Below are 16,639 nucleotides of genomic sequence, written 5' to 3'. Positions count from 1 at the left end.
TGCGGCGTGGGCGCGGGGTCGGTATTGCTGAGGTGGGGTTGGCCAGCCGCGGTTAGGGCCAGGCACCCGAGGATGGCGAGTGGAGCGCATCTCAGCGCGAGCGTCATCGGTCTCATCGCTTCGTCGATGATGGGGGCAGTGGGAGCGGAGTCGGCAAGCCTGGGCCCTTGCAGTACGGCCGGCCGGCCCGGCTCACGAGGATGGGGTGACGGACTCGGCCTGGCGGAGCAGCCAGTCGGGGACGGCGAAGCCACGCTCGCGCAGCCAGTCGGGATTGTACAAGCGCTTCATGTAGCGAAGGCCCGTATCGCAGAGGATGGTGACGATGGTCTTGCCGGGGCCCAGGGCCTGACCGAGGCGGATGGCGCCGGCCACGTTCACGCCACTCGATGACCCGAGCAGCAGCCCTTCTTCGCGCATCAGATCGAACACGAGCGGCACCGACTCCTCGTCACCGATGCGGTAGGCCACGTCGATCTCCACATCCTCCAGGTTGGCGGTGATGCGGCTGTTACCGATGCCCTCGCTGATGGAGCTGCCCTCCACCTTGAGCTCGCCGTGGCGGTAGTGGTTGAACAGGGCGGAGCCCGTGGGATCGGCGAGGCCGATCTTTACCTCGGGCTTGCGCGCGCGCAGGGCCGCGGCGACGCCGCCGAGGGTGCCGCCGGTGCCTGCGGCACAGATAAAGCCGTCCACCTTGCCGTCGGTCTGCTCGAAGATCTCAGGTCCCGTGGTCGCTGCGTGCATCTCCCGGTTGGCGGTGTTGTCGAACTGATTGGCCCAGAACGCACCGCGCGGATCGCTCTGCGCCAGCGATTCGGCTTCGCGCTTGGAGACATGCACGAAGTGGTTCGGGTTCTTGAACGGCACCGCCGGAATCAACATCACCTCCGCGCCGTAGGCCTGCAGGGTCTGCACCTTCTCGACGCTCTGCGTGTTCGGCATGACGATGCGCACGCGATAGCCGAGGGCATTCGCCACCACGGCGAGGCCGATGCCCGTGTTGCCCGCCGTGCCCTCGACGATGGTGCCGCCGGGCTCGAGCAGGCCGCGCGCCTCCGCGTCGCGCACGATGCCGAGCGCCGCGCGATCCTTCACGGAGGCGCCAGGGTTCATCCACTCGGCCTTGCCGTAGATGTGGCAGCCGGTGAGCTCGCTGGCGCGCTGGAGGCGGATCAGCGGCGTGTTGCCGATGGCGTCGCAGACGTCGCGGTAGGGTGCCCGTGTCATGTCAGTTCGCTTCCTTGGCTAAGCTGGCCATGAGGTCCGCCTGATGTTGACTGACGAGGGGCTCTACCACCAAATCGAGCCCGCCGCCGACCACCTCTTCCAAGCGATACAGGGTGAGGTTGATGCGATGGTCCGTGACCCGGCCCTGGGGGTAGTTGTAGGTGCGGATGCGCTCGGAGCGATCGCCGGAGCCCACCTGTAGCCGTCGCTCCTCGGCTGTGGCGCTGGCCTGCTTCTCCTGCGCCGCGTCCTGCAGGCGAGCTTGTAGCAGGCTCATGGCTCGCGCCTTGTTCTTGTGCTGCGACCGCTCGTCCTGACACTCGACCACCGTGCCCGTGGGCAGGTGGGTGATGCGCACCGCCGAGTCGGTCTTGTTCACGTGCTGACCGCCAGCGCCCGAGGCGCGGTAGGTGTCGATGCGCAGCTCATCGGTGCTGATGGTGATCTCACCGAGATCGTCCGCCTCGGGCAGGATCGCCACGGTGCAGGCGGAGGTGTGGATACGCCCCTGGGTTTCTGTGGCAGGCACGCGCTGCACCCGGTGGGTGCCGGACTCGAACTTCAGCTTCGAGAAGGCGCCCTGGCCTTCCACGCGGGTGATGATCTCCTTGTAGCCGCCGTGCTCGCCGTGGGCTTCGCTCAGGATCTCCACGTTGAAGCGGTGTTTCTCCGCGTAGCGCTGGTACATGCGGAAAAGGTCGCCAGCGAAGATCGCCGCTTCATCGCCGCCGGTGCCCGCGCGAATCTCCAGGAAGATGTTCTTGTCATCGTTCGGATCGCTCGGCAGCAGGTGCGTGCGCAGGGCGAGTTCCAGCCGCTCGATGTCGCCCTTGGCGTTCGCGATTTCCTCGTTGGCGAGCTCCCGCATCTCCGGGTCCGAATCCTTGGCCAGCTCCTGGCCCGAGCTCAGCGCCTCTTGCGCCTCGCGCCAGGCGGAGAAGTCGCGGGTGACGGGTTCTAGCTTGCCGTGCTCGCGCATCAGCTTCTGAAAGCGCGGTTGGTCGGCGATCACCTCCGCTTCGCCGAGGAGGGCGCCCACCTCTTCGAAGCGTTCACATAATGCTTCTAACTGATTGAGAATGCCCTGCTGCATAAGGCTCTTAGCTTAAAAGTAACGATAGGGGAAGCCGCGCAAAAGGCGGCTGAGCTACTGCGGCTTGGAGACGCCGAACAGCTCGCGTGAGGTGGCGAGGAGGGTCTCGTCACCGTCTTCGCCGGCCACCCGCATTCGAGTGGTGGGGGCGTGGAGCAGCTTGTTGGTGAGGGTGGTGGTGACCCACGCCAGCACCTCGTCCGCATCACGGCCGGCGGCGAGCATACGCCGCGCGTGCTCCTGCACCTCGGTGCTCACGACCCCCGCCTGGTGTCGCACTTCGCGGATCACCGGCACCGCATCGAGCAGCTTCAGGTTGCGCTCGAAGCGGGTGACTTCGTTGTCCACGATCTTGACGGCCGCCCGTGCCGCCTGCTCGCGCAGGCGCATGTTGTCGCGGACCACCTCTTCCAGGTCGTCCACCGTGTAGAGGTAGATGTCAGACAACTCACCCACCTCGGGTGCGACGTCGCGCGGCACCGCGAGGTCGACGATGAAGATGGGCTTACGCTTGCGCGCCTTCACGGCCTTCTGCACCAGCGGCGCGTCCAGGATCGGCTGCGGGCTCGCCGTCGAGCAGATCACCATGTCGGCTTCTGCCAGGTGCTCGCCGATGTCCGACAGGGGGATGGCGAAGGCGGAGAGTGAATCCGCCAGGCGACGGGCGCGTTCGGCGCTGCGATTGGCGAAGATCATGCGGCGCAGGCCACGGCTGCGCAGGTGTCGCGCGGCCAATTCGATGGTCTGGCCCGCGCCCACGAACAGCGCCGTCTGGCGCGAGAAATCGGAGAAGATGCTGCTCGCGAGGCTCACCGAGGCGGACGCCACGGACACGGCCGACGCGCCGATGCCGGTATCGCTGCGCACCTGCTTGGCCACGGAGAAGGCTTGCTGGAACAAGCGGTTCAGCACCGGCCCGACGGCCCCGTGCTCGCCCGCGAGGCGGTAGGCGTCCTTCACCTGGCCGAGGATCTGCGGTTCGCCGAGCACCATGGAGTCGAGGCCGCAGGCCACGCGAAAGGCGTGGCGGATCGCATCGCCCTGCGCCTTGGTGAACAGAGACTGATCGGCGTCGCCGCCGAGCGAGCGCGTCTCGCGCAGCCAATCGTTGGCCTGGGTACTGCCGTCGTCGGCGCCAACCACGTAGAGTTCGGTACGATTACAGGTGGAGACGATCATCCCCTCCTGCACGTCGGGCAAGCTGACCAGCGAGCGCAGCGCGTCCGGAATTCCAGCGGGGTCGAAGCTCACGCGCTCGCGCACGGCGAGGGGCGCGGTGTGGTGATTCAACCCAAGAACGTAAAGCGACATGCGATTGCTATCCGGCCCAAAATGCCGACGGTGACCTACTTTGGGATTTTCCGAGGTTCTGGCTGTCAACACAAGATGTCTCGGCCACTGTCAGGTGCCTTTGTCATGTCGCCCGTCCATGCGTAACGACACTCCTAAGCTCCCGTCCCTGTTGTCGCGGCACCCGCTTTGGGTACTCGCCGCCTTCCTGATCCCTATGGGTTGCGCGATGCAGCAATCCGCGGATCGGACCGAGGCGGAGGTGCCCTACGACGGTCAGCTCCCCTTCGTCAGCGCCAGTGGTGAGGCCAGTTACCACGTGCTGATGGGGGAGATTGCCCTGTCTCGGGGCGAATGGGGCGTAAGTGCGTCGGAATATCGAAAAGCCGCAGAGCTCAGCAACGACCCGCAGACGGCGGAGCGCGCGGCCCGCGTCGCCTTCGACCATGGCCTGTGGGAAGACGCCCACGCCAGCGCCCGGCGCTGGTACGCCCTCGCTCCGACGGCGGCGGGCTCGCGCAGCATGCTCACCGCTCTCGAGGTGCGCCGTGGCAACCGCACGCAGGCGCGGGCCCTGCTCGATCGCCTGCTCGGCGATGCTGAGCGCGAGGGCTGGCTCGGCGATGGCATCTCCATGGCCGCCGCGCTCCTGAATGCCGAGGGTGCCTGGGACACGGCGCTGCCCCTGATGGAGGAGATCGAGAGCCGCTACCCGCAGATGCCCGAGTCGCATGCCAGCCTGGCCACGCTCTACCTGCGCGCTGAGCTGCCGGAGCGGGCCCTGGCGCCCGCCCGCGAGGCCGTGCGCCTCGACCCGGAGTGGTTGCGGGCCCATACGCTGCTCGCCACCGTACTGCTGGAGCTGCGGGAGATCGATGAGGCGCTGGATGTGGCCTCCACGGCGGCCACGCTCGCCGACGCGGGGCCTGACTACCGCCTGCGCCACGCGATGCTGCTGATCTCCGCCGGCCGCGACAGCAAAGCCGAGGCCATGCTCGCCGAGCTGGTGGAGGAGTACCCGAACATGGCCGCAGCCTCCCGGCAGGCCGGTCTGCTGGCGCAGCGCCAGGGACGCTACGACGATGCCCGGGCCTACTTCCGACGCCTGCTCGGCACCGGGCAACAGGTCGCTGCCTTGTACTTCCTGGGGCGCACCGAGGATTTGGCCGGCAATCGCACGGGCGCCCTGCATTTCTATCAACAGGTCACCGGTGGGGAGTACCTGCTCCCGGCGCAGGTCCGGGTGGCCGCGCTCCTCGGCGAGCAGGGCCGCGTGGACGAGGCCATCGACGGCCTCGACCTGCTGGCGCAGACCGAGCCGCAGCACGCCATCGACGCCGTGGAGGCGAGCGCCGCCGTCATGCGCCGCGCCGGGCGCCAGGCGCAGGCGCTGGCCACCTACGAGCAGGCCATCGCGCGTTGGCCGCAGGAGCAGGGGTTTCGCTACGAGCGGGCGTTCCTGCTGCTGGAACTCGACCGCGTCAGTGAGGCGGTTACCGCGCTGGAAGCGCTGGTCGAGGACTACCCCGAAGACGCCAACGCCCTGAACGCCCTCGGCTACACGCTCGCCGATCGCACGGACCGCCACCGCGAGGCGCTGCGCTTCATCCAAAAGGCCCTCAGCCTGGATCCCGAGAATCCGGCCATCATCGACAGCCTCGGCTGGGTCGAGTACCGACGCGGCCGCCTGGGGCGCGCGATCGGGCACCTGGAACGCGCCTATGCGCTGCTGCCGGACCCTGAGATTGCGGCACATCTTGGTGAGGTGCTGTGGATCTCTGGGCGCCGCGAGGATGCGCAGCGCGTGTGGCGCGCAGCCCTGGACAGCTTCCCCGGCGATCAAGATTTGAGCGCCGTCATGGCGCGCTTCGCCGACTGATGGGCGCGTCACAAGGCGTCGAGCTTTGCGATTTCGCGCCCGTTCGTTGCTCGGTAGCGCCCGTTCGCAACCCTTGCCGTCGTTCCCGAACGCCGCATTCCCCTCGCCGCCGAATGCTGCTATCACTCGGGGGGTGGGTCGTCGCCACCGCCGGGGGATTGCATGGGTGCGCGACGACCCCTTCATTACCGCAGGGGGTTACACCGGAAGTGGCCAGATACGAGCAACTGGAACGGTTGCGCGACCTCGACGCGTGGTCGCTGCAGGGCAGGGTTGCCCTCTCCACGGAAGCGGACAGCTTCAACGGCTCCATCTTCTGGGAGCAGGTGGATGACGATCTAGATCTACGCTTCCGCGCGCCCTTGGGGCTCGGCGGCTTTCGCGTCAGCGGTGACGATGAGATCGTCGAGGTGGAGATGTCATCCGGGGATTCCTTCATCGCTGAAGATCCCGCGCCCGAGTTCGAGCGTGCCTTCGGCTGGTCCCTGCCGGTGCACAGCCTGCGCTACTGGATGCTCGGCCTGCCGGACCCGGCAACCCCCGACTACCGCGAACTGCTCGACGCGCGGGGGCAGCCGAGCCGCCTCAGCCAGGGCGGCTGGACCGTGGAATATGAACGTTTTCAGCGCATTGACGACAGCTACCTGCCGACCAAGTTGCGTATCACGGGGCGCGGTGTGCGTATCCGCCTAGCCGTCGATCGCTGGAACCTGGAACCCGTCGTGGCGGCCACGGCGCTGTAGCAGCCCGGCTTCTCACGCGTATCTGGGCGGGGCTGGGTCACGACCTGTTGCACGGTTGCGCCGCCCCCGCGTTGACACCCCTCGCCAACCCTCGGAAAATCGCGGGTTTCCCGGGCCTAGCCCATGGGCGATGCGGTCCACGATCCGCACGCTTATCGGCGGCTCCGGGTGTATGTATTTGGGGCGTAGCCAAGTGGTAAGGCAGCGGGTTTTGGTCCCGCCATGCGTAGGTTCGAATCCTACCGCCCCAGCCATCTACCGCACCGTCGCGCAAGGGCCGTCGAGATCAACACCGTGCTGCCGCTCAAGGAACCCCAATCCGAACGGGCCATGTCGGTGTTTGCCGGCAATGCCACCCCGGAGCTCGCCGCTAGCATTGCTCGCTACCTCGGCCTGCCGTTGAGCAAGTGCTCGGTCGGCAAGTTCAGCGATGGTGAGGTGGCCGTGGAGGTCATGGAGAACGTGCGCGGTCGCGACGCCTTCATCGTTCAGTCCACCTGCCCGCCGACCAACGACAACCTGATGGAACTCCTCACGATGGCCGACGCCTGCCGGCGCGCCTCGGCGGAGCGCATCACGGCGGTGGTGCCCTACTTCGGGTACGCCCGCCAGGACCGTCGCCCCCGCGCCCAGCGCGTGGCGATCACGGCCAAGCTGGTGGCCAACATGATCACCACCGCGGGCATCGACCGGGTGCTGACCATCGATTTGCACGCGGACCAAATTCAGGGCTTCTTCGACATCCCCGTGGACAACGTCTACGCCTCGCCGGTGCTCCTCGGCGACATGTGGAAGCAGAAGATGCAGGACATCGTGGTGGTGTCGCCGGACGTGGGCGGTGTGGTTCGCGCGCGCGCCCTCGCCAAGCGCCTCGACGATGCAGACCTTGCGATCATCGACAAGCGCCGCCCGCGCGCCAACGAGGCGCAGGTGATGAACATCATCGGTGAGGTGGAAGGCAAGTCCTGCGTGCTCGTCGACGACCTCATCGATACGGCCGGCACGCTGTGCCAGGGCGCGGCCAAGTTGAAGGACAGCGGCGCCGCTGCCGTGGTGGCCTACGTGACGCACCCGGTGCTGTCCGGGCCGGCCGTGGAGCGCATTGCGAATTCCGAGCTCGACGAGCTGGTGGTGACCGACACCATCCCCCTCGACGAGCACGCGCGGGCCTGTCCGCGCATCCGTCAGCTCAGCGTGGCGGGACTCCTGGGTGAGTCCATGCGGCGGATCTCCGATGAGGAATCCGTCAGCTCCCTCTACGTCGACTGAGCTTAACGAAAGACTTTAGTGCGTGCGGTGACCAGGTCGCGGGTCACTGCACGGTGTGTATCACGCTTCAACCTTGGAGATAACCATGAGCGTGGATTTTGAAGTAAAAGCAGACTTCCGGGAGGACCTGGGGAAAGGTGCGAGCCGCCGCCTGCGTCGTACCGGCAAGGTGCCCGCCGTACTGTACGGTGGTCACCGTGACCCTCGTTCCCTGAGCCTCGATCACGATCGCCTCTTGCACCAGCTGGACAACGAGGCCTTCTACTCGCAGGTGTTGACGATCACCGTCGGTGACAAGTCCCAGCCTTGCATCCTGAAGGACGTGCAGCGCCATCCGCACAAGATGCTGATCATGCACGTGGACTTCCAGCGCGTGATGGAGGACGAGGCCATCCGTATGTTGGTGCCCCTGCACTTCGAGGGCGAAGACAAGTCGCCCGGCAAGCGCGAGGGCGGCGTGTTCCAGCACACGCTGAACGAGATCGAAGTCTCCTGTCTGCCCGGCAACCTGCCCGAGTTCATCGTGGTGGACTGTTCGGCGCTCGAGATCGACGGCAACCTGCACCTCTCGGATGTCACCTTCCCCGAGGGTGTGGAGAGCATCGAACTCGCCAACCACAACAACGACCTCACGGTGGTCAGCGTGTCCAAGCCTCGCGCAGCGAAGGCCGACTCGGACGATGACGCCGCGGCCGAGGATGGCGGTGAGGAGAGCAGCGAAGGCTAAGGCCGCTCGCGCTCTCGAGGGACTACCCCGGCGGCCGGGTGACCGAAAGGTGGCCCGGCCGCTCTCTTTTTCGCCAAGGAGTGCCCGCCACGCAGGCCCAGCTGCTGCGTTGGCCGTTCGAAGCGCGTAGAACACCATGAGCAATATCAAACTGATCGTCGGCCTCGGCAATCCGGGGCCTAAGCACGAGGCGGATCGCCACAATGCGGGGTTCTGGTTCGTCGACGACCTGGCCCGTGCCAACGGCGCCGGCAGCTTCGCCAGTGAGCGGAAGTTCCTGGGCGATATCTGTCAGGCGTCGATCGCCACCCGCAACGTGCGCCTGCTCAAGCCGACCACGTTCATGAACCGTAGCGGCCAGTCCGTACGTGCGGTGATCGACTTCTACAAGATCGAGCCCGAAGAGGTGTTGGTGGTGCACGACGAGCTCGATCTGCCGCCGGGCACGGCGCGTCTGAAGCGCGGCGGCGGCCACGGCGGTCACAATGGCCTGCGCGATCTCATCGCGCACATCGGCAAGCAGTTCATGCGCCTGCGGGTGGGGATAGGCCACCCCGGCAGCCGCGAGCAGGTGGTCGGCTTCGTGTTGAAGGCGCCCAGCAAGAAGGAGGCCGAGCGCATCGACGACGCGCTGCGCGAGTCCCTGAGCGCGGTGGAGTTGCTCCTGCGCGAGGGTGAGCAGAAGGCGATGAATCAGCTGCACACGCGCGCCAATGTCCCTGAAGAGAAATCCCCGGAAGCCGGTTCGCCAGCTCGAGAGCAGCAGCAGGGCTCGGTGTCTACAGAGAAGAAGGAAACACGCTGATGGCTATTCGATGCGGCATCGTGGGACTGCCCAACGTGGGGAAGTCGACCCTGTTCAACGCTCTTACCTCCGCAGAGATTCCGGCCGAGAATTACGCCTTCTGCACCATTGATCCCAACGTGGGCGTGGTGTCCGTGCCTGATCCGCGCCTCGCCAAGCTAACGGATATCGTGAGCCCGCAGAAGACGATTCCCACCACCGTCGAGTTCGTCGATATCGCGGGCCTGGTGGAAGGGGCCTCGCGCGGTGAAGGGCTCGGCAACAAGTTCCTCGCCAATATCCGCGAGACCCATGCTATCGCCCATGTGGTGCGTTGCTTCGAGAACGACGACGTGATGCACGTGGCGGGCCGGGTCGACCCGGTTGGCGATGTCGAGGTGATCAATACGGAACTCGCCTTGGCGGACCTTGCGACGGTGGACAAGGCCCACGATAAGGTGCGCCGTCAAGCTAACACAGGTGATAAGTCGGCTGTCGTCCAGCGCGATCTCTTGGCGCGTGTGCAGGCTCATCTCGATGAGGGTAAGCCCGTACGGTCCCTGGGGCTCGAAGCGGAGGAGCTGGCAACGCTGCGTGAGCTGCACCTGCTGACGGTGAAGCCCGTGTTGTACGTAGCAAACGTCAACGACGACGGGTTCGAGGGCAACCCGCACCTCGATGCCCTGTGCGGACTGGCCGACGAAGAGGGCGCTCAGGTGGTGGTGGTGTGCGCCGCCATTGAAGCGGAGATCGCCCTCCTCGATGACGAGGACAAGGTGGAGTTTCTCAGCGAGATGGGGCTCGAGGAGCCCGGTCTCGATCGCGTCATTCGCAGCGCTTACCGCTTGCTTGGGCTACAGACCTTCTTCACCGCCGGCGAGAAGGAGGTGCGAGCGTGGACGGTGCGGGCTGGCGCCACTGCGCCGCAGGCGGCTGGCGAGATCCACACCGACTTCGAGCGCGGCTTCATCCGCGCCGAAGTGGTCGCCTACGATGACTTCGTTGAGCACAACGGCGAGAGCGGCGCCAAGGAAGCTGGGCGGTGGCGCCTGGAGGGTAAGGAGTACGTGATGGCGGAAGGCGATGTGATTCACTTCCGCTTCAACGTGTAGGGCATAGGGATGTCTGTAGGCGCCTACGGATATCCGTAGAACATAACGCGACCTGTGAGTCGCGCGTCAGAATAGCGTCGCCCGATTCCGGGCATCGGCCGACACCGGCATCTTTTGAGGAGCTTTGCGTGGAGACCTGGGGAGAAACAAGTTGTCCACAGTCACCAGCGTTGATTACTCAAGCGATCGGTTGCCGCGCTAACTAACCGCCTCGGCAGTGGATAACCGTCGGATTTCTCAGGTACTCACCCGGTTTTGTGACTTAGTTGGCACTTTTTTAGAAGCTTATCCCCAGCCACTTCCGAAGCTGGCGGGTTTAGGCGACACCGGGAATTGCGTCCCAAACTGTCGCCGGGGAAAGTAATCCACAGGATGTGAACAGCGCTTGTGCTGCAGCGCAGTGACATAATCGGCAGGGTGAGGATGTCGATCCCGGGGGCCGAGGTGACGGTAGCTTGACGCTGGCGCGCAGTGGGGGAGCCAGCGTCGCCCGCCGTGGCGAGCGACCCCGGCAATGTGAGCTCAGTGGGTCGAGGATTTGCCCTGGGCGCGCGCCAGGCGACGGGTCAGGGCCTTCGCGAAGGCCGAGCGGCGATGATCGAAGGTCTCCACGTGCTTGCGCTTGAGCGGATCGAAGTAGCGGTAGGTGCCCGGACCAAGGACTTCCTTGATCTGACCGTTCTCGTAGAGCACGCCGCGCTCGTGGTCGGCGACGATGAAGGTCTGTGTGAGCATGTTGGTACCTCCCTTGTGACGACGCGCGCTGAGACCGAAGCTGCGAAGACCGATCGGTCTCGAAGCGCTCAACCGCGACGCGGTCCTGCGATGGCTAGGGGCACAAAAAAGCCCCGCGCGGTGAACCGACCGGGGCTTTTCCGGAAGGGCGCCGCTGGCAGCCCCTCGAGGTCCGTTTCTAGGAGGGTCGTGGGGCCGGGTCAGCCACCACTGCACAGCGTGATGGCTTGGGTATCGCTGTGTTGTCCTGCGCCTTCCCGCTCGGTGCGGCAAGGCTGCGAAGGTTGCGAGTCCAATGAAGGATCCCTATGGCGGCGCGCATTCGCGCCAAAACCCTGAAAGTATGGCGGATTAGCTGTGGTGCAGCAAGGCGAGGGGTTCACGAAAGGGTGTTTTCTTGGCGCAGCGGGGTGCCGAAGCGCCGACATGAAAGCGCTCGCACCGGCTGGAAATCCGCGAAGCAGGCGTTGACAGGATGGGGGTGTGGCGCCAGAATCGCGGGCTCGCTTCGGCGGGCGCGTGGCTATGTAGCTCAGCTGGTTAGAGCGCGGCACTCATAATGCTGAGGTCGGTGGTTCAAGTCCACCCATAGCCACCATCTCTCCCTGCCCTAAGACGGATCCACGGTCCACAACTGGACTGCAGTTTTTCCGCCGATCCCGCGTGCAGTCGCTGCCTCCTTGGGCCGTCCGTCTCGTGCTGGCGCGAAAGCGACCGCTGGACCTCGCGAACGAACGCTTTGGCGATCTGCGCCACGCCCAAATCCAAACCTAAATAATCAGATAGGTTCTCTGGCTCGGGAGCCTACTCGTACATCGGCTCCTGGTGGGCGGTGTCAGGCACGTTGCGCAGCACAAGCCAAACCACTTACCGCGCACGAGTCGCGAACAGTAAAGCGCAGTATCGTATGGGTTAACCAGTAGATCCGCCGGCCAAGCATTAATACCCGAACTCCCGTATCGGCCTGGCGCGCGTGGCTCAGTTCCGGGGCGGGTCCGGGGGACTAGCGGCGGGCCGGGCACGCTCCATGAACAACCTATTGTTGGCTGGGACAACGTTGCAGGTGGTTGCGCGATGACCTCCGGAATGGCCGCCCGAGCCTGGCCCGCTCGACCCACTTGCGTTCGCGAGCAACCCTTCGCAGACGCTCCGCCCGTGCGACATCCGTGAGTGGTCATTCAACGGCTTTGAAGTCTGGTGGATCACACGGTAATGTCCGGGCTCACCCACCACGACGGAATTCGCGAAGAGGACTCGCGAGTTGGTGCTTGGCCGCGCGAAACGGTGTCGGCCCCTGCCGGGCCACCGCGTCGCGGCGCGAGAGAAGGAACGCCTGATTTTATGGCAACGAGTGCGCTGCGCGAACAGATAGAGGAGGCGGTACAACCGGTCTCCCAGTTCTGGCCCATGAAGGGCTTTGTCTCCCACAACCCGCTTCAGGGTCTGGAGCATCTCCCCTTCGACGAGGCCTTCCGCCAGGCGAATCAGCTGTTCGGGGCCCAAGGGTATCTGCCCGTCGAGGAGTACCGGGGCCTACATCGGAGCGGGCGGATCAGCGCCCTCAGTATCGATCGAGCCCTGGTGAGGAACGGGCCTGCCAACCGCGGCTCGGTCTTGCTGGCCTCGCGCACGATCTCGGCGGCGCACGTCCATCGGCTGCACCTGCTGCACGGTATCGATCCGCTGGAACCGGCGCTGTTCGACTGGCAGATCAACAGCCGTGGTGCGCTTTCCACCCCCCGCGAGGGCGCCAGCGAGGCGGTCGACCTGGCGGCGATCTGGCAGGCAGCGCTGGCCGTCCTCGACCTCGAGGATCCACGCGAGGCCCAATCCGATGAGCACGCGGCGCAGGCGGCGGCGGACGGCGCTCGAATCGAGTTGCCGTTTCGACGCGCGCTCAGCGATTGGCTGGACGAGGGCACCGGCTCGACCGTCGTGGCCAATATCGATGCGCAGGTCATCAAGTGGGTCTCTGCGTTTGTCGACGAGGGCATGGCGGCTTGGGCCATGCCGTCCAGGCGGGCTGGCTTCTACGCCGCTTGGCGTGAACTTGCGCAGCATGATGCGAGCGCGCGCCTGATCGGCATCGATCGTTTCGTCGACAAGGTGGCGGCCCTGCCGGATGAGCCGGAAGCGGCGATTAGAAGCTGCCTCGAGCTGCTCGAAGTCCCTCAGGCGCGTTGGCCGGACTACCTCGAGCGCGTGCTCGCGCAGCTGCCCGGGTGGACCGGGTTGATCCGCTGGCGTGGCCTGAACCCTGAGGACCCGATCCAGAAGATCAACCCCATCGACGTCGAGCAGTACCTCGCCGTTCGTATGTTCTACGAAGCACAGTTTGTGGCCAGCGAGGCACGTCGCCGGTGGTCGGTAGCCGGTTCGCTGGCAGCGATCGCTGAGCGGCTCGCCGCCCAAGGCAGCGGCACGGTGGCGTACGTCAGCGCCGGCAAGCAAGCCGTGTGCCGGGATGCCTGGCGACTGTTCCACCTGGCTCAGCTGCTGGAGCTGCCCGCCGACGAGCTGCGCGCGATGCCTATCGAGGATGCTAAGCGCATGCTCGCCTGGTTGGACGAGTTTCCTGCTGAGGACCAGAATCCGGTTTGGCTCGAAGCCTACGAGGACTCTTTCCGCCATCAACTCCTTGGGGATATCGCTGGCCATCGCGCCTCGGCGCCTCCGGTGGATGGGCGCCCTCTGGCGCAAGCGGCGTTCTGCATCGACGTGCGGTCTGAGCCGTTTCGACGCAACTTCGAAGCCGTAGCCCCCGTCGAGACCTTCGGCTACGCCGGGTTCTTCGGCATTCCGATGGATCACCGCAACTTCGACACGGAGGAATCCTTCCCCCTGTGCCCGGTGCTCCTGTCCCCGGCCAATGCGTTGCTCGAAACGCCGCGCGACGGGCAGGAGGAGGCACTGTCGAGTTACGCCAGCGGGTCGCGCTGGAAGACGCTCATGGGGCACCTGTTCCACGACCTGAAGCACAACCCCATCGCCTCGTTCCTCCTGGTCGATGTGGTCGGCTTGTTCTTCAGCGCGGCGCTGTTCGGCAAGACCCTGGTGCGGCGTCCCTACAACGCCCTGGTGCAAGCCGCCAAGCGCTGGTTTGTGCGGCCCGTGGTCACCGAGATCGCCGTGGAGCCGACCAGCGAAGCGGCGCAGGTCAGCGGCCTGCCGATCGAGCTGACCCGGGGCTTCTCCATCGAGCAGCAGGCGAACTTCGTCGAAGGCGGCCTGCGTACGATTGGCCTGACGAGCAACTTCGGCCGCTTCTTCGTCCTGTGCGGTCACGGCAGCACGACGGACAACAACCCGTACTCCGCTGCGCTCGATTGCGGTGCGTGCGGCGGGCGCCATGGCGACCCCAACGCCCGGACCTTCGCGGCCATGGGCAACAACCCCGAGGTGCGTGCAGAGCTCAAGAATCGTGGGCTGGAGATCCCGGACGACATGTGGTTCCTGCCGGCCAAGCACGATACGACGGCCGACAAGGTGTACTTCTACGATCTCGTCGACCTGCCGGAGAGTCACCGGGAGGATTTCGAGAAGCTGCGTCAGGCGTTCATCTCAGCGGGCCAGAACCTGGCCGTCGAACGCTGCGCCCGCATCCCGGGGACACCCAAGGGCATGAGCCCGGAGAAGGCGCACGCGCACGTGGAGTCGCGCACCTTCGACTGGGCCACCACGCGACCGGAATGGGGGCTGTCGGGTAACGCGGCGTTCATCATCGCGCGTCGGGCGGTGACCAAGGGCATCGACATCGGTGGCCGCTGCTTCCTGCATTCCTACGACGCTGCCTCGGATCCCGAGGGCGCGATCCTCGAGAAGATCATGACAGCGCCGTTGGTGGTGGGCGAGTGGATCAACATGCAGTACTACACCTCGGCCACGGATCCGTGGAAGTACGGCAGCGGCAGCAAGGTGATCCACAACGTGGTCGGCGGCATCGGCGTGATGTACGGCTCCCAGAGCGACCTGGCGACAGGGCTGCCCCTGCAGACGGTCAACGACGGTGAGGCGCATTTCCATGAGCCGATGCGGCTGTTGATCATCATCGAGGCCGATCCCTCGATCGTCGCCGGCATCATCTCCCGGCACGGGATCCTGCAGCAGTTCTTCCACAACGAGTGGCTGAACCTGGTAGTGCTCGATCGCGAGACGTTCTCGTTCCAGCGCTATAACAAGGACGCCATCTGGGAGCAGGTCGAGCTATGAGGATTGTCACCGCCGTCATCCTGTTTGCCCTATGGCTCAGCTTCTCGGTGAGCTTGTCACCCGCGCACATGGTGGTGGGCGCGATCGTATCGGTGTTGGTGGCCTGGCTTAACCCTGCGCTACCGTCCATGCGGCGGCTGTCCTGGTCGGCCATATTCGCCTACCAACCGTGGCTCTTCGGCAGGATTTTCAAGAGCGGACTGCACGTGACCCGCTTGATTCTCGATCCCAAGCTGCCGATCGCTCCGCGCCTGATTCGTCGCGAGATCGGCTTGAAGAGCGATGGCGAACTGGCCGTGTTCGGCAATTCCATCACCCTGACTCCCGGGACCATCACGGTGGAGATCGCCCCGGGCGAAGTGCTGGTGCACGCGATCGATGCCGAGTCGGCCCAGGATCTCCTGGACGGCACCCTCGAGAACAAGGTGCAGCGAGTGTTTTCCGGGTCGGAGCAGAAGCAGTGAGCGGTTTTCTGTTCTTCGTGCTCGTGGCGCTGACGGCGATGATGCTCGTTTACCTGTACCGAGTGGTGCGTGGCCCCACCGCCTTCGATCGGGTGCTCGGACTCAACGGTATCTCCACCAAGGCGATCATCCTGATCGTGGTGATCGGTGCGGCCTTCGGGCGGGTCGATATGTTCGTGGACATCTCCACTGGCTACGCGATCCTGAATCTCGTCGGCGCGCTGGCGATTGCCAAGTTCCTCGAAGAACGTGGGGAGGAGGAAGAATGACGGCGCTGGCCATTGTCCTGATCGTGATCGGGCTGTTTTTTCTGGTGGTCGGCTCCATCGGCATGCTGCGCCTGCCCGATGTGTTCAGCCGCGCCCATGCGCTGTCCCTGACCGATGCCTTAGGGGCCCTGTTCGTGTTGGGCGGGCTGGCGGTCTACGAGGGGTTCAGTACTAACCTGCTGAAGATCCTCGTAGTGCTCGGTCTCATCTACCTGCTCAATCCCGTGTTCACCCACGCGGCCATTCGCGCAGCCTACCGGGCGGGACTTCGCCCAGGCGAGAGGAGCGACGACAAGTGATTTTCGAGTTGCCGCTGCTGTTGCTGCTGGTGATGACGGCCGCCGGGGCGATCCTCGTCAAGGACCTCATCTCGGCCGTCTTCATTCTGGGCTCTTACAGTTTTGCCCTGGCGTTGGTCTGGGCGCTGGTCGGCGCCGTCGACGTCGCGTTCGTCGAGGCGGTGGTCGGCGCGGGACTCGCCACCGTGTTCTTCCTGCTGACCTTGTTCCGCACCGACGAGAAGGACACGCAGATTCGCCGCCTGCCGGTGCCCAAGGTAGCGCTCGTCGGTCTGCCGCTGCTGGCCTTGTTGATGCTCTACGGCGCGGGCGACCTGCCGGTGTTCGAAGATCCCACGTCGCCCGCCAGCACGCACGTCTCGCCGCAGTACCTCGAGAACAGCGTGGCGCAGACGCGGACCCCCAACGTGGTCACCTCGATCCTGATGGACTACCGCGCTCTGGATACGCTGGTGGAGACCATCGTGATCTTCACGGCGGGTATCGCCTGTGCGCTGCTGCTGCGGAGACGCGGTCAGTGATCCATCCCCACGACA

Annotated in this window: 15 protein-coding genes and 2 tRNA genes; 13 read left to right on the top strand and 4 right to left on the bottom strand. The window is 65.3% G+C overall.

Features of this window, described 5'->3' with window-relative positions; genetic code table 11:
- Positions 1-192 precede the first annotated feature (192 nt).
- Genes AAF184_00215 through hemA form a run of 3 tightly spaced genes read right to left on the bottom strand, consistent with a single transcriptional unit; the run spans position 193 to position 3,634 of the window.
- Positions 193-1,230 carry a cysteine synthase A gene (locus AAF184_00215; protein ID MEO0420728.1) on the bottom strand — a complete coding sequence of 346 codons (1,038 nt, stop codon included), beginning with the start codon at positions 1,228-1,230 and terminating at the stop codon, positions 193-195.
- A gap of 1 nt (position 1,231) precedes the next feature.
- The gene (prfA, locus tag AAF184_00210) at positions 1,232-2,323 is read right to left on the bottom strand and encodes a peptide chain release factor 1 (protein ID MEO0420727.1); all 1,092 of its coding nucleotides are present in this window, start codon (positions 2,321-2,323) and stop codon (positions 1,232-1,234) included.
- Between the two features lie 54 nt (positions 2,324-2,377).
- The gene (gene hemA, locus AAF184_00205; GenBank protein MEO0420726.1) at positions 2,378-3,634 is read right to left on the bottom strand and encodes a glutamyl-tRNA reductase; all 1,257 of its coding nucleotides are present in this window, start codon (positions 3,632-3,634) and stop codon (positions 2,378-2,380) included.
- A 208-nt stretch (positions 3,635-3,842) separates the two neighbouring features.
- On the opposite strand from hemA, the gene AAF184_00200 reads away from it, so the two are divergent.
- The 7 genes from AAF184_00200 to ychF all read left to right on the top strand — a co-directional run bounded on the left by AAF184_00200 (position 3,843) and on the right by ychF (position 10,127).
- Positions 3,843-5,492, top strand: coding sequence for a tetratricopeptide repeat protein (locus AAF184_00200; protein ID MEO0420725.1), 1,650 nt, complete (start codon positions 3,843-3,845; stop codon positions 5,490-5,492).
- On the top strand, positions 5,492-6,235 hold the full coding sequence (gene lolB / locus AAF184_00195) for a lipoprotein insertase outer membrane protein LolB (protein MEO0420724.1): 744 nt from the start codon (positions 5,492-5,494) through the stop codon (positions 6,233-6,235). The genes AAF184_00200 and lolB overlap by 1 nt, the downstream gene beginning before the upstream one ends.
- Before the next feature lie 179 nt (positions 6,236-6,414).
- Positions 6,415-6,489, top strand: a tRNA-Gln gene (locus AAF184_00190).
- Positions 6,458-7,504, top strand: coding sequence for a ribose-phosphate diphosphokinase (locus AAF184_00185; protein ID MEO0420723.1), 1,047 nt, complete (start codon positions 6,458-6,460; stop codon positions 7,502-7,504). The genes AAF184_00190 and AAF184_00185 overlap by 32 nt, the downstream gene beginning before the upstream one ends.
- An 85-nt stretch (positions 7,505-7,589) precedes the next feature.
- A complete protein-coding gene (locus AAF184_00180; GenBank protein ID MEO0420722.1) occupies positions 7,590-8,231 on the top strand; it encodes a 50S ribosomal protein L25/general stress protein Ctc in 642 nt (213 codons plus the stop codon).
- A 136-nt stretch (positions 8,232-8,367) separates the two neighbouring features.
- The gene (pth, locus tag AAF184_00175; GenBank protein MEO0420721.1) at positions 8,368-9,036 is read left to right on the top strand and encodes an aminoacyl-tRNA hydrolase; all 669 of its coding nucleotides are present in this window, start codon (positions 8,368-8,370) and stop codon (positions 9,034-9,036) included.
- Positions 9,036-10,127 (top strand): redox-regulated ATPase YchF, encoded by a 1,092-nt coding sequence (gene ychF, locus AAF184_00170; protein ID MEO0420720.1) that lies wholly within the window; start codon positions 9,036-9,038, stop codon positions 10,125-10,127. The genes pth and ychF overlap by 1 nt, the downstream gene beginning before the upstream one ends.
- Positions 10,128-10,649: 522 nt before the next feature.
- Here the strand turns inward: ychF and AAF184_00165 are convergent.
- Complete coding sequence (locus AAF184_00165; GenBank protein ID MEO0420719.1) at positions 10,650-10,862, bottom strand: hypothetical protein; 213 nt, start codon at positions 10,860-10,862, stop codon at positions 10,650-10,652.
- 521 nt (positions 10,863-11,383) lie between these two features.
- On the opposite strand from AAF184_00165, the gene AAF184_00160 reads away from it, so the two are divergent.
- From AAF184_00160 to AAF184_00135, 6 genes are all read left to right on the top strand, one after another.
- A tRNA-Met gene (locus tag AAF184_00160) sits at positions 11,384-11,460 on the top strand.
- Positions 11,461-12,203: 743 nt separating this feature from the next.
- A complete protein-coding gene (locus AAF184_00155; GenBank protein MEO0420718.1) occupies positions 12,204-15,071 on the top strand; it encodes a DUF2309 domain-containing protein in 2,868 nt (955 codons plus the stop codon).
- Positions 15,068-15,535: a Na+/H+ antiporter subunit E gene (locus tag AAF184_00150; GenBank protein MEO0420717.1), complete on the top strand. Its 468-nt coding sequence runs from the start codon at positions 15,068-15,070 to the stop codon at positions 15,533-15,535. The genes AAF184_00155 and AAF184_00150 overlap by 4 nt, the downstream gene beginning before the upstream one ends.
- Positions 15,532-15,804: a monovalent cation/H+ antiporter complex subunit F gene (locus AAF184_00145; protein ID MEO0420716.1), complete on the top strand. Its 273-nt coding sequence runs from the start codon at positions 15,532-15,534 to the stop codon at positions 15,802-15,804. Before AAF184_00150 ends, AAF184_00145 begins: the two co-directional genes overlap by 4 nt.
- Entirely contained in the window at positions 15,801-16,103 is a 303-nt protein-coding gene (gene mnhG, locus AAF184_00140; protein MEO0420715.1) for a monovalent cation/H(+) antiporter subunit G, read from the top strand. The genes AAF184_00145 and mnhG overlap by 4 nt, the downstream gene beginning before the upstream one ends.
- The gene (locus AAF184_00135; GenBank protein ID MEO0420714.1) at positions 16,100-16,624 is read left to right on the top strand and encodes a DUF4040 domain-containing protein; all 525 of its coding nucleotides are present in this window, start codon (positions 16,100-16,102) and stop codon (positions 16,622-16,624) included. The genes mnhG and AAF184_00135 overlap by 4 nt, the downstream gene beginning before the upstream one ends.
- Positions 16,625-16,639 lie beyond the last annotated feature (15 nt).

It is taken from the genome of Pseudomonadota bacterium, assembly GCA_039815145.1.
Taxonomy (GTDB): Bacteria; Pseudomonadota; Gammaproteobacteria; order Steroidobacterales; family JBCBZW01; genus JBCBZW01.
This window is presented reverse-complemented; position numbering and strand designations above follow the sequence as displayed.

Bases quoted from the DNA above. Each gene is read 5' to 3' on its own strand.
- AAF184_00165 (MEO0420719.1), bottom strand. From the start codon at position 10,862: ATGCTCACACAGACCTTCATCGTCGCCGACCACGAGCGCGGCGTGCTC.
- mnhG (MEO0420715.1), top strand. From the start codon at position 15,801: ATGACGGCGCTGGCCATTGTCCTGATCGTGATCGGGCTGTTTTTTCTG.
- AAF184_00215 (MEO0420728.1), bottom strand. From the start codon at position 1,230: ATGACACGGGCACCCTACCGCGACGTCTGCGACGCCATCGGCAACACG.
- lolB (MEO0420724.1), top strand. From the start codon at position 5,492: ATGGGCGCGTCACAAGGCGTCGAGCTTTGCGATTTCGCGCCCGTTCGT.
- pth (MEO0420721.1), top strand. From the start codon at position 8,368: ATGAGCAATATCAAACTGATCGTCGGCCTCGGCAATCCGGGGCCTAAG.
- hemA (MEO0420726.1), bottom strand. From the start codon at position 3,634: ATGTCGCTTTACGTTCTTGGGTTGAATCACCACACCGCGCCCCTCGCC.
- ychF (MEO0420720.1), top strand. From the start codon at position 9,036: ATGGCTATTCGATGCGGCATCGTGGGACTGCCCAACGTGGGGAAGTCG.
- AAF184_00155 (MEO0420718.1), top strand. From the start codon at position 12,204: ATGGCAACGAGTGCGCTGCGCGAACAGATAGAGGAGGCGGTACAACCG.
- AAF184_00185 (MEO0420723.1), top strand. From the start codon at position 6,458: ATGCGTAGGTTCGAATCCTACCGCCCCAGCCATCTACCGCACCGTCGC.
- AAF184_00180 (MEO0420722.1), top strand. From the start codon at position 7,590: ATGAGCGTGGATTTTGAAGTAAAAGCAGACTTCCGGGAGGACCTGGGG.
- prfA (MEO0420727.1), bottom strand. From the start codon at position 2,323: ATGCAGCAGGGCATTCTCAATCAGTTAGAAGCATTATGTGAACGCTTC.
- AAF184_00200 (MEO0420725.1), top strand. From the start codon at position 3,843: ATGCAGCAATCCGCGGATCGGACCGAGGCGGAGGTGCCCTACGACGGT.
- AAF184_00150 (MEO0420717.1), top strand. From the start codon at position 15,068: ATGAGGATTGTCACCGCCGTCATCCTGTTTGCCCTATGGCTCAGCTTC.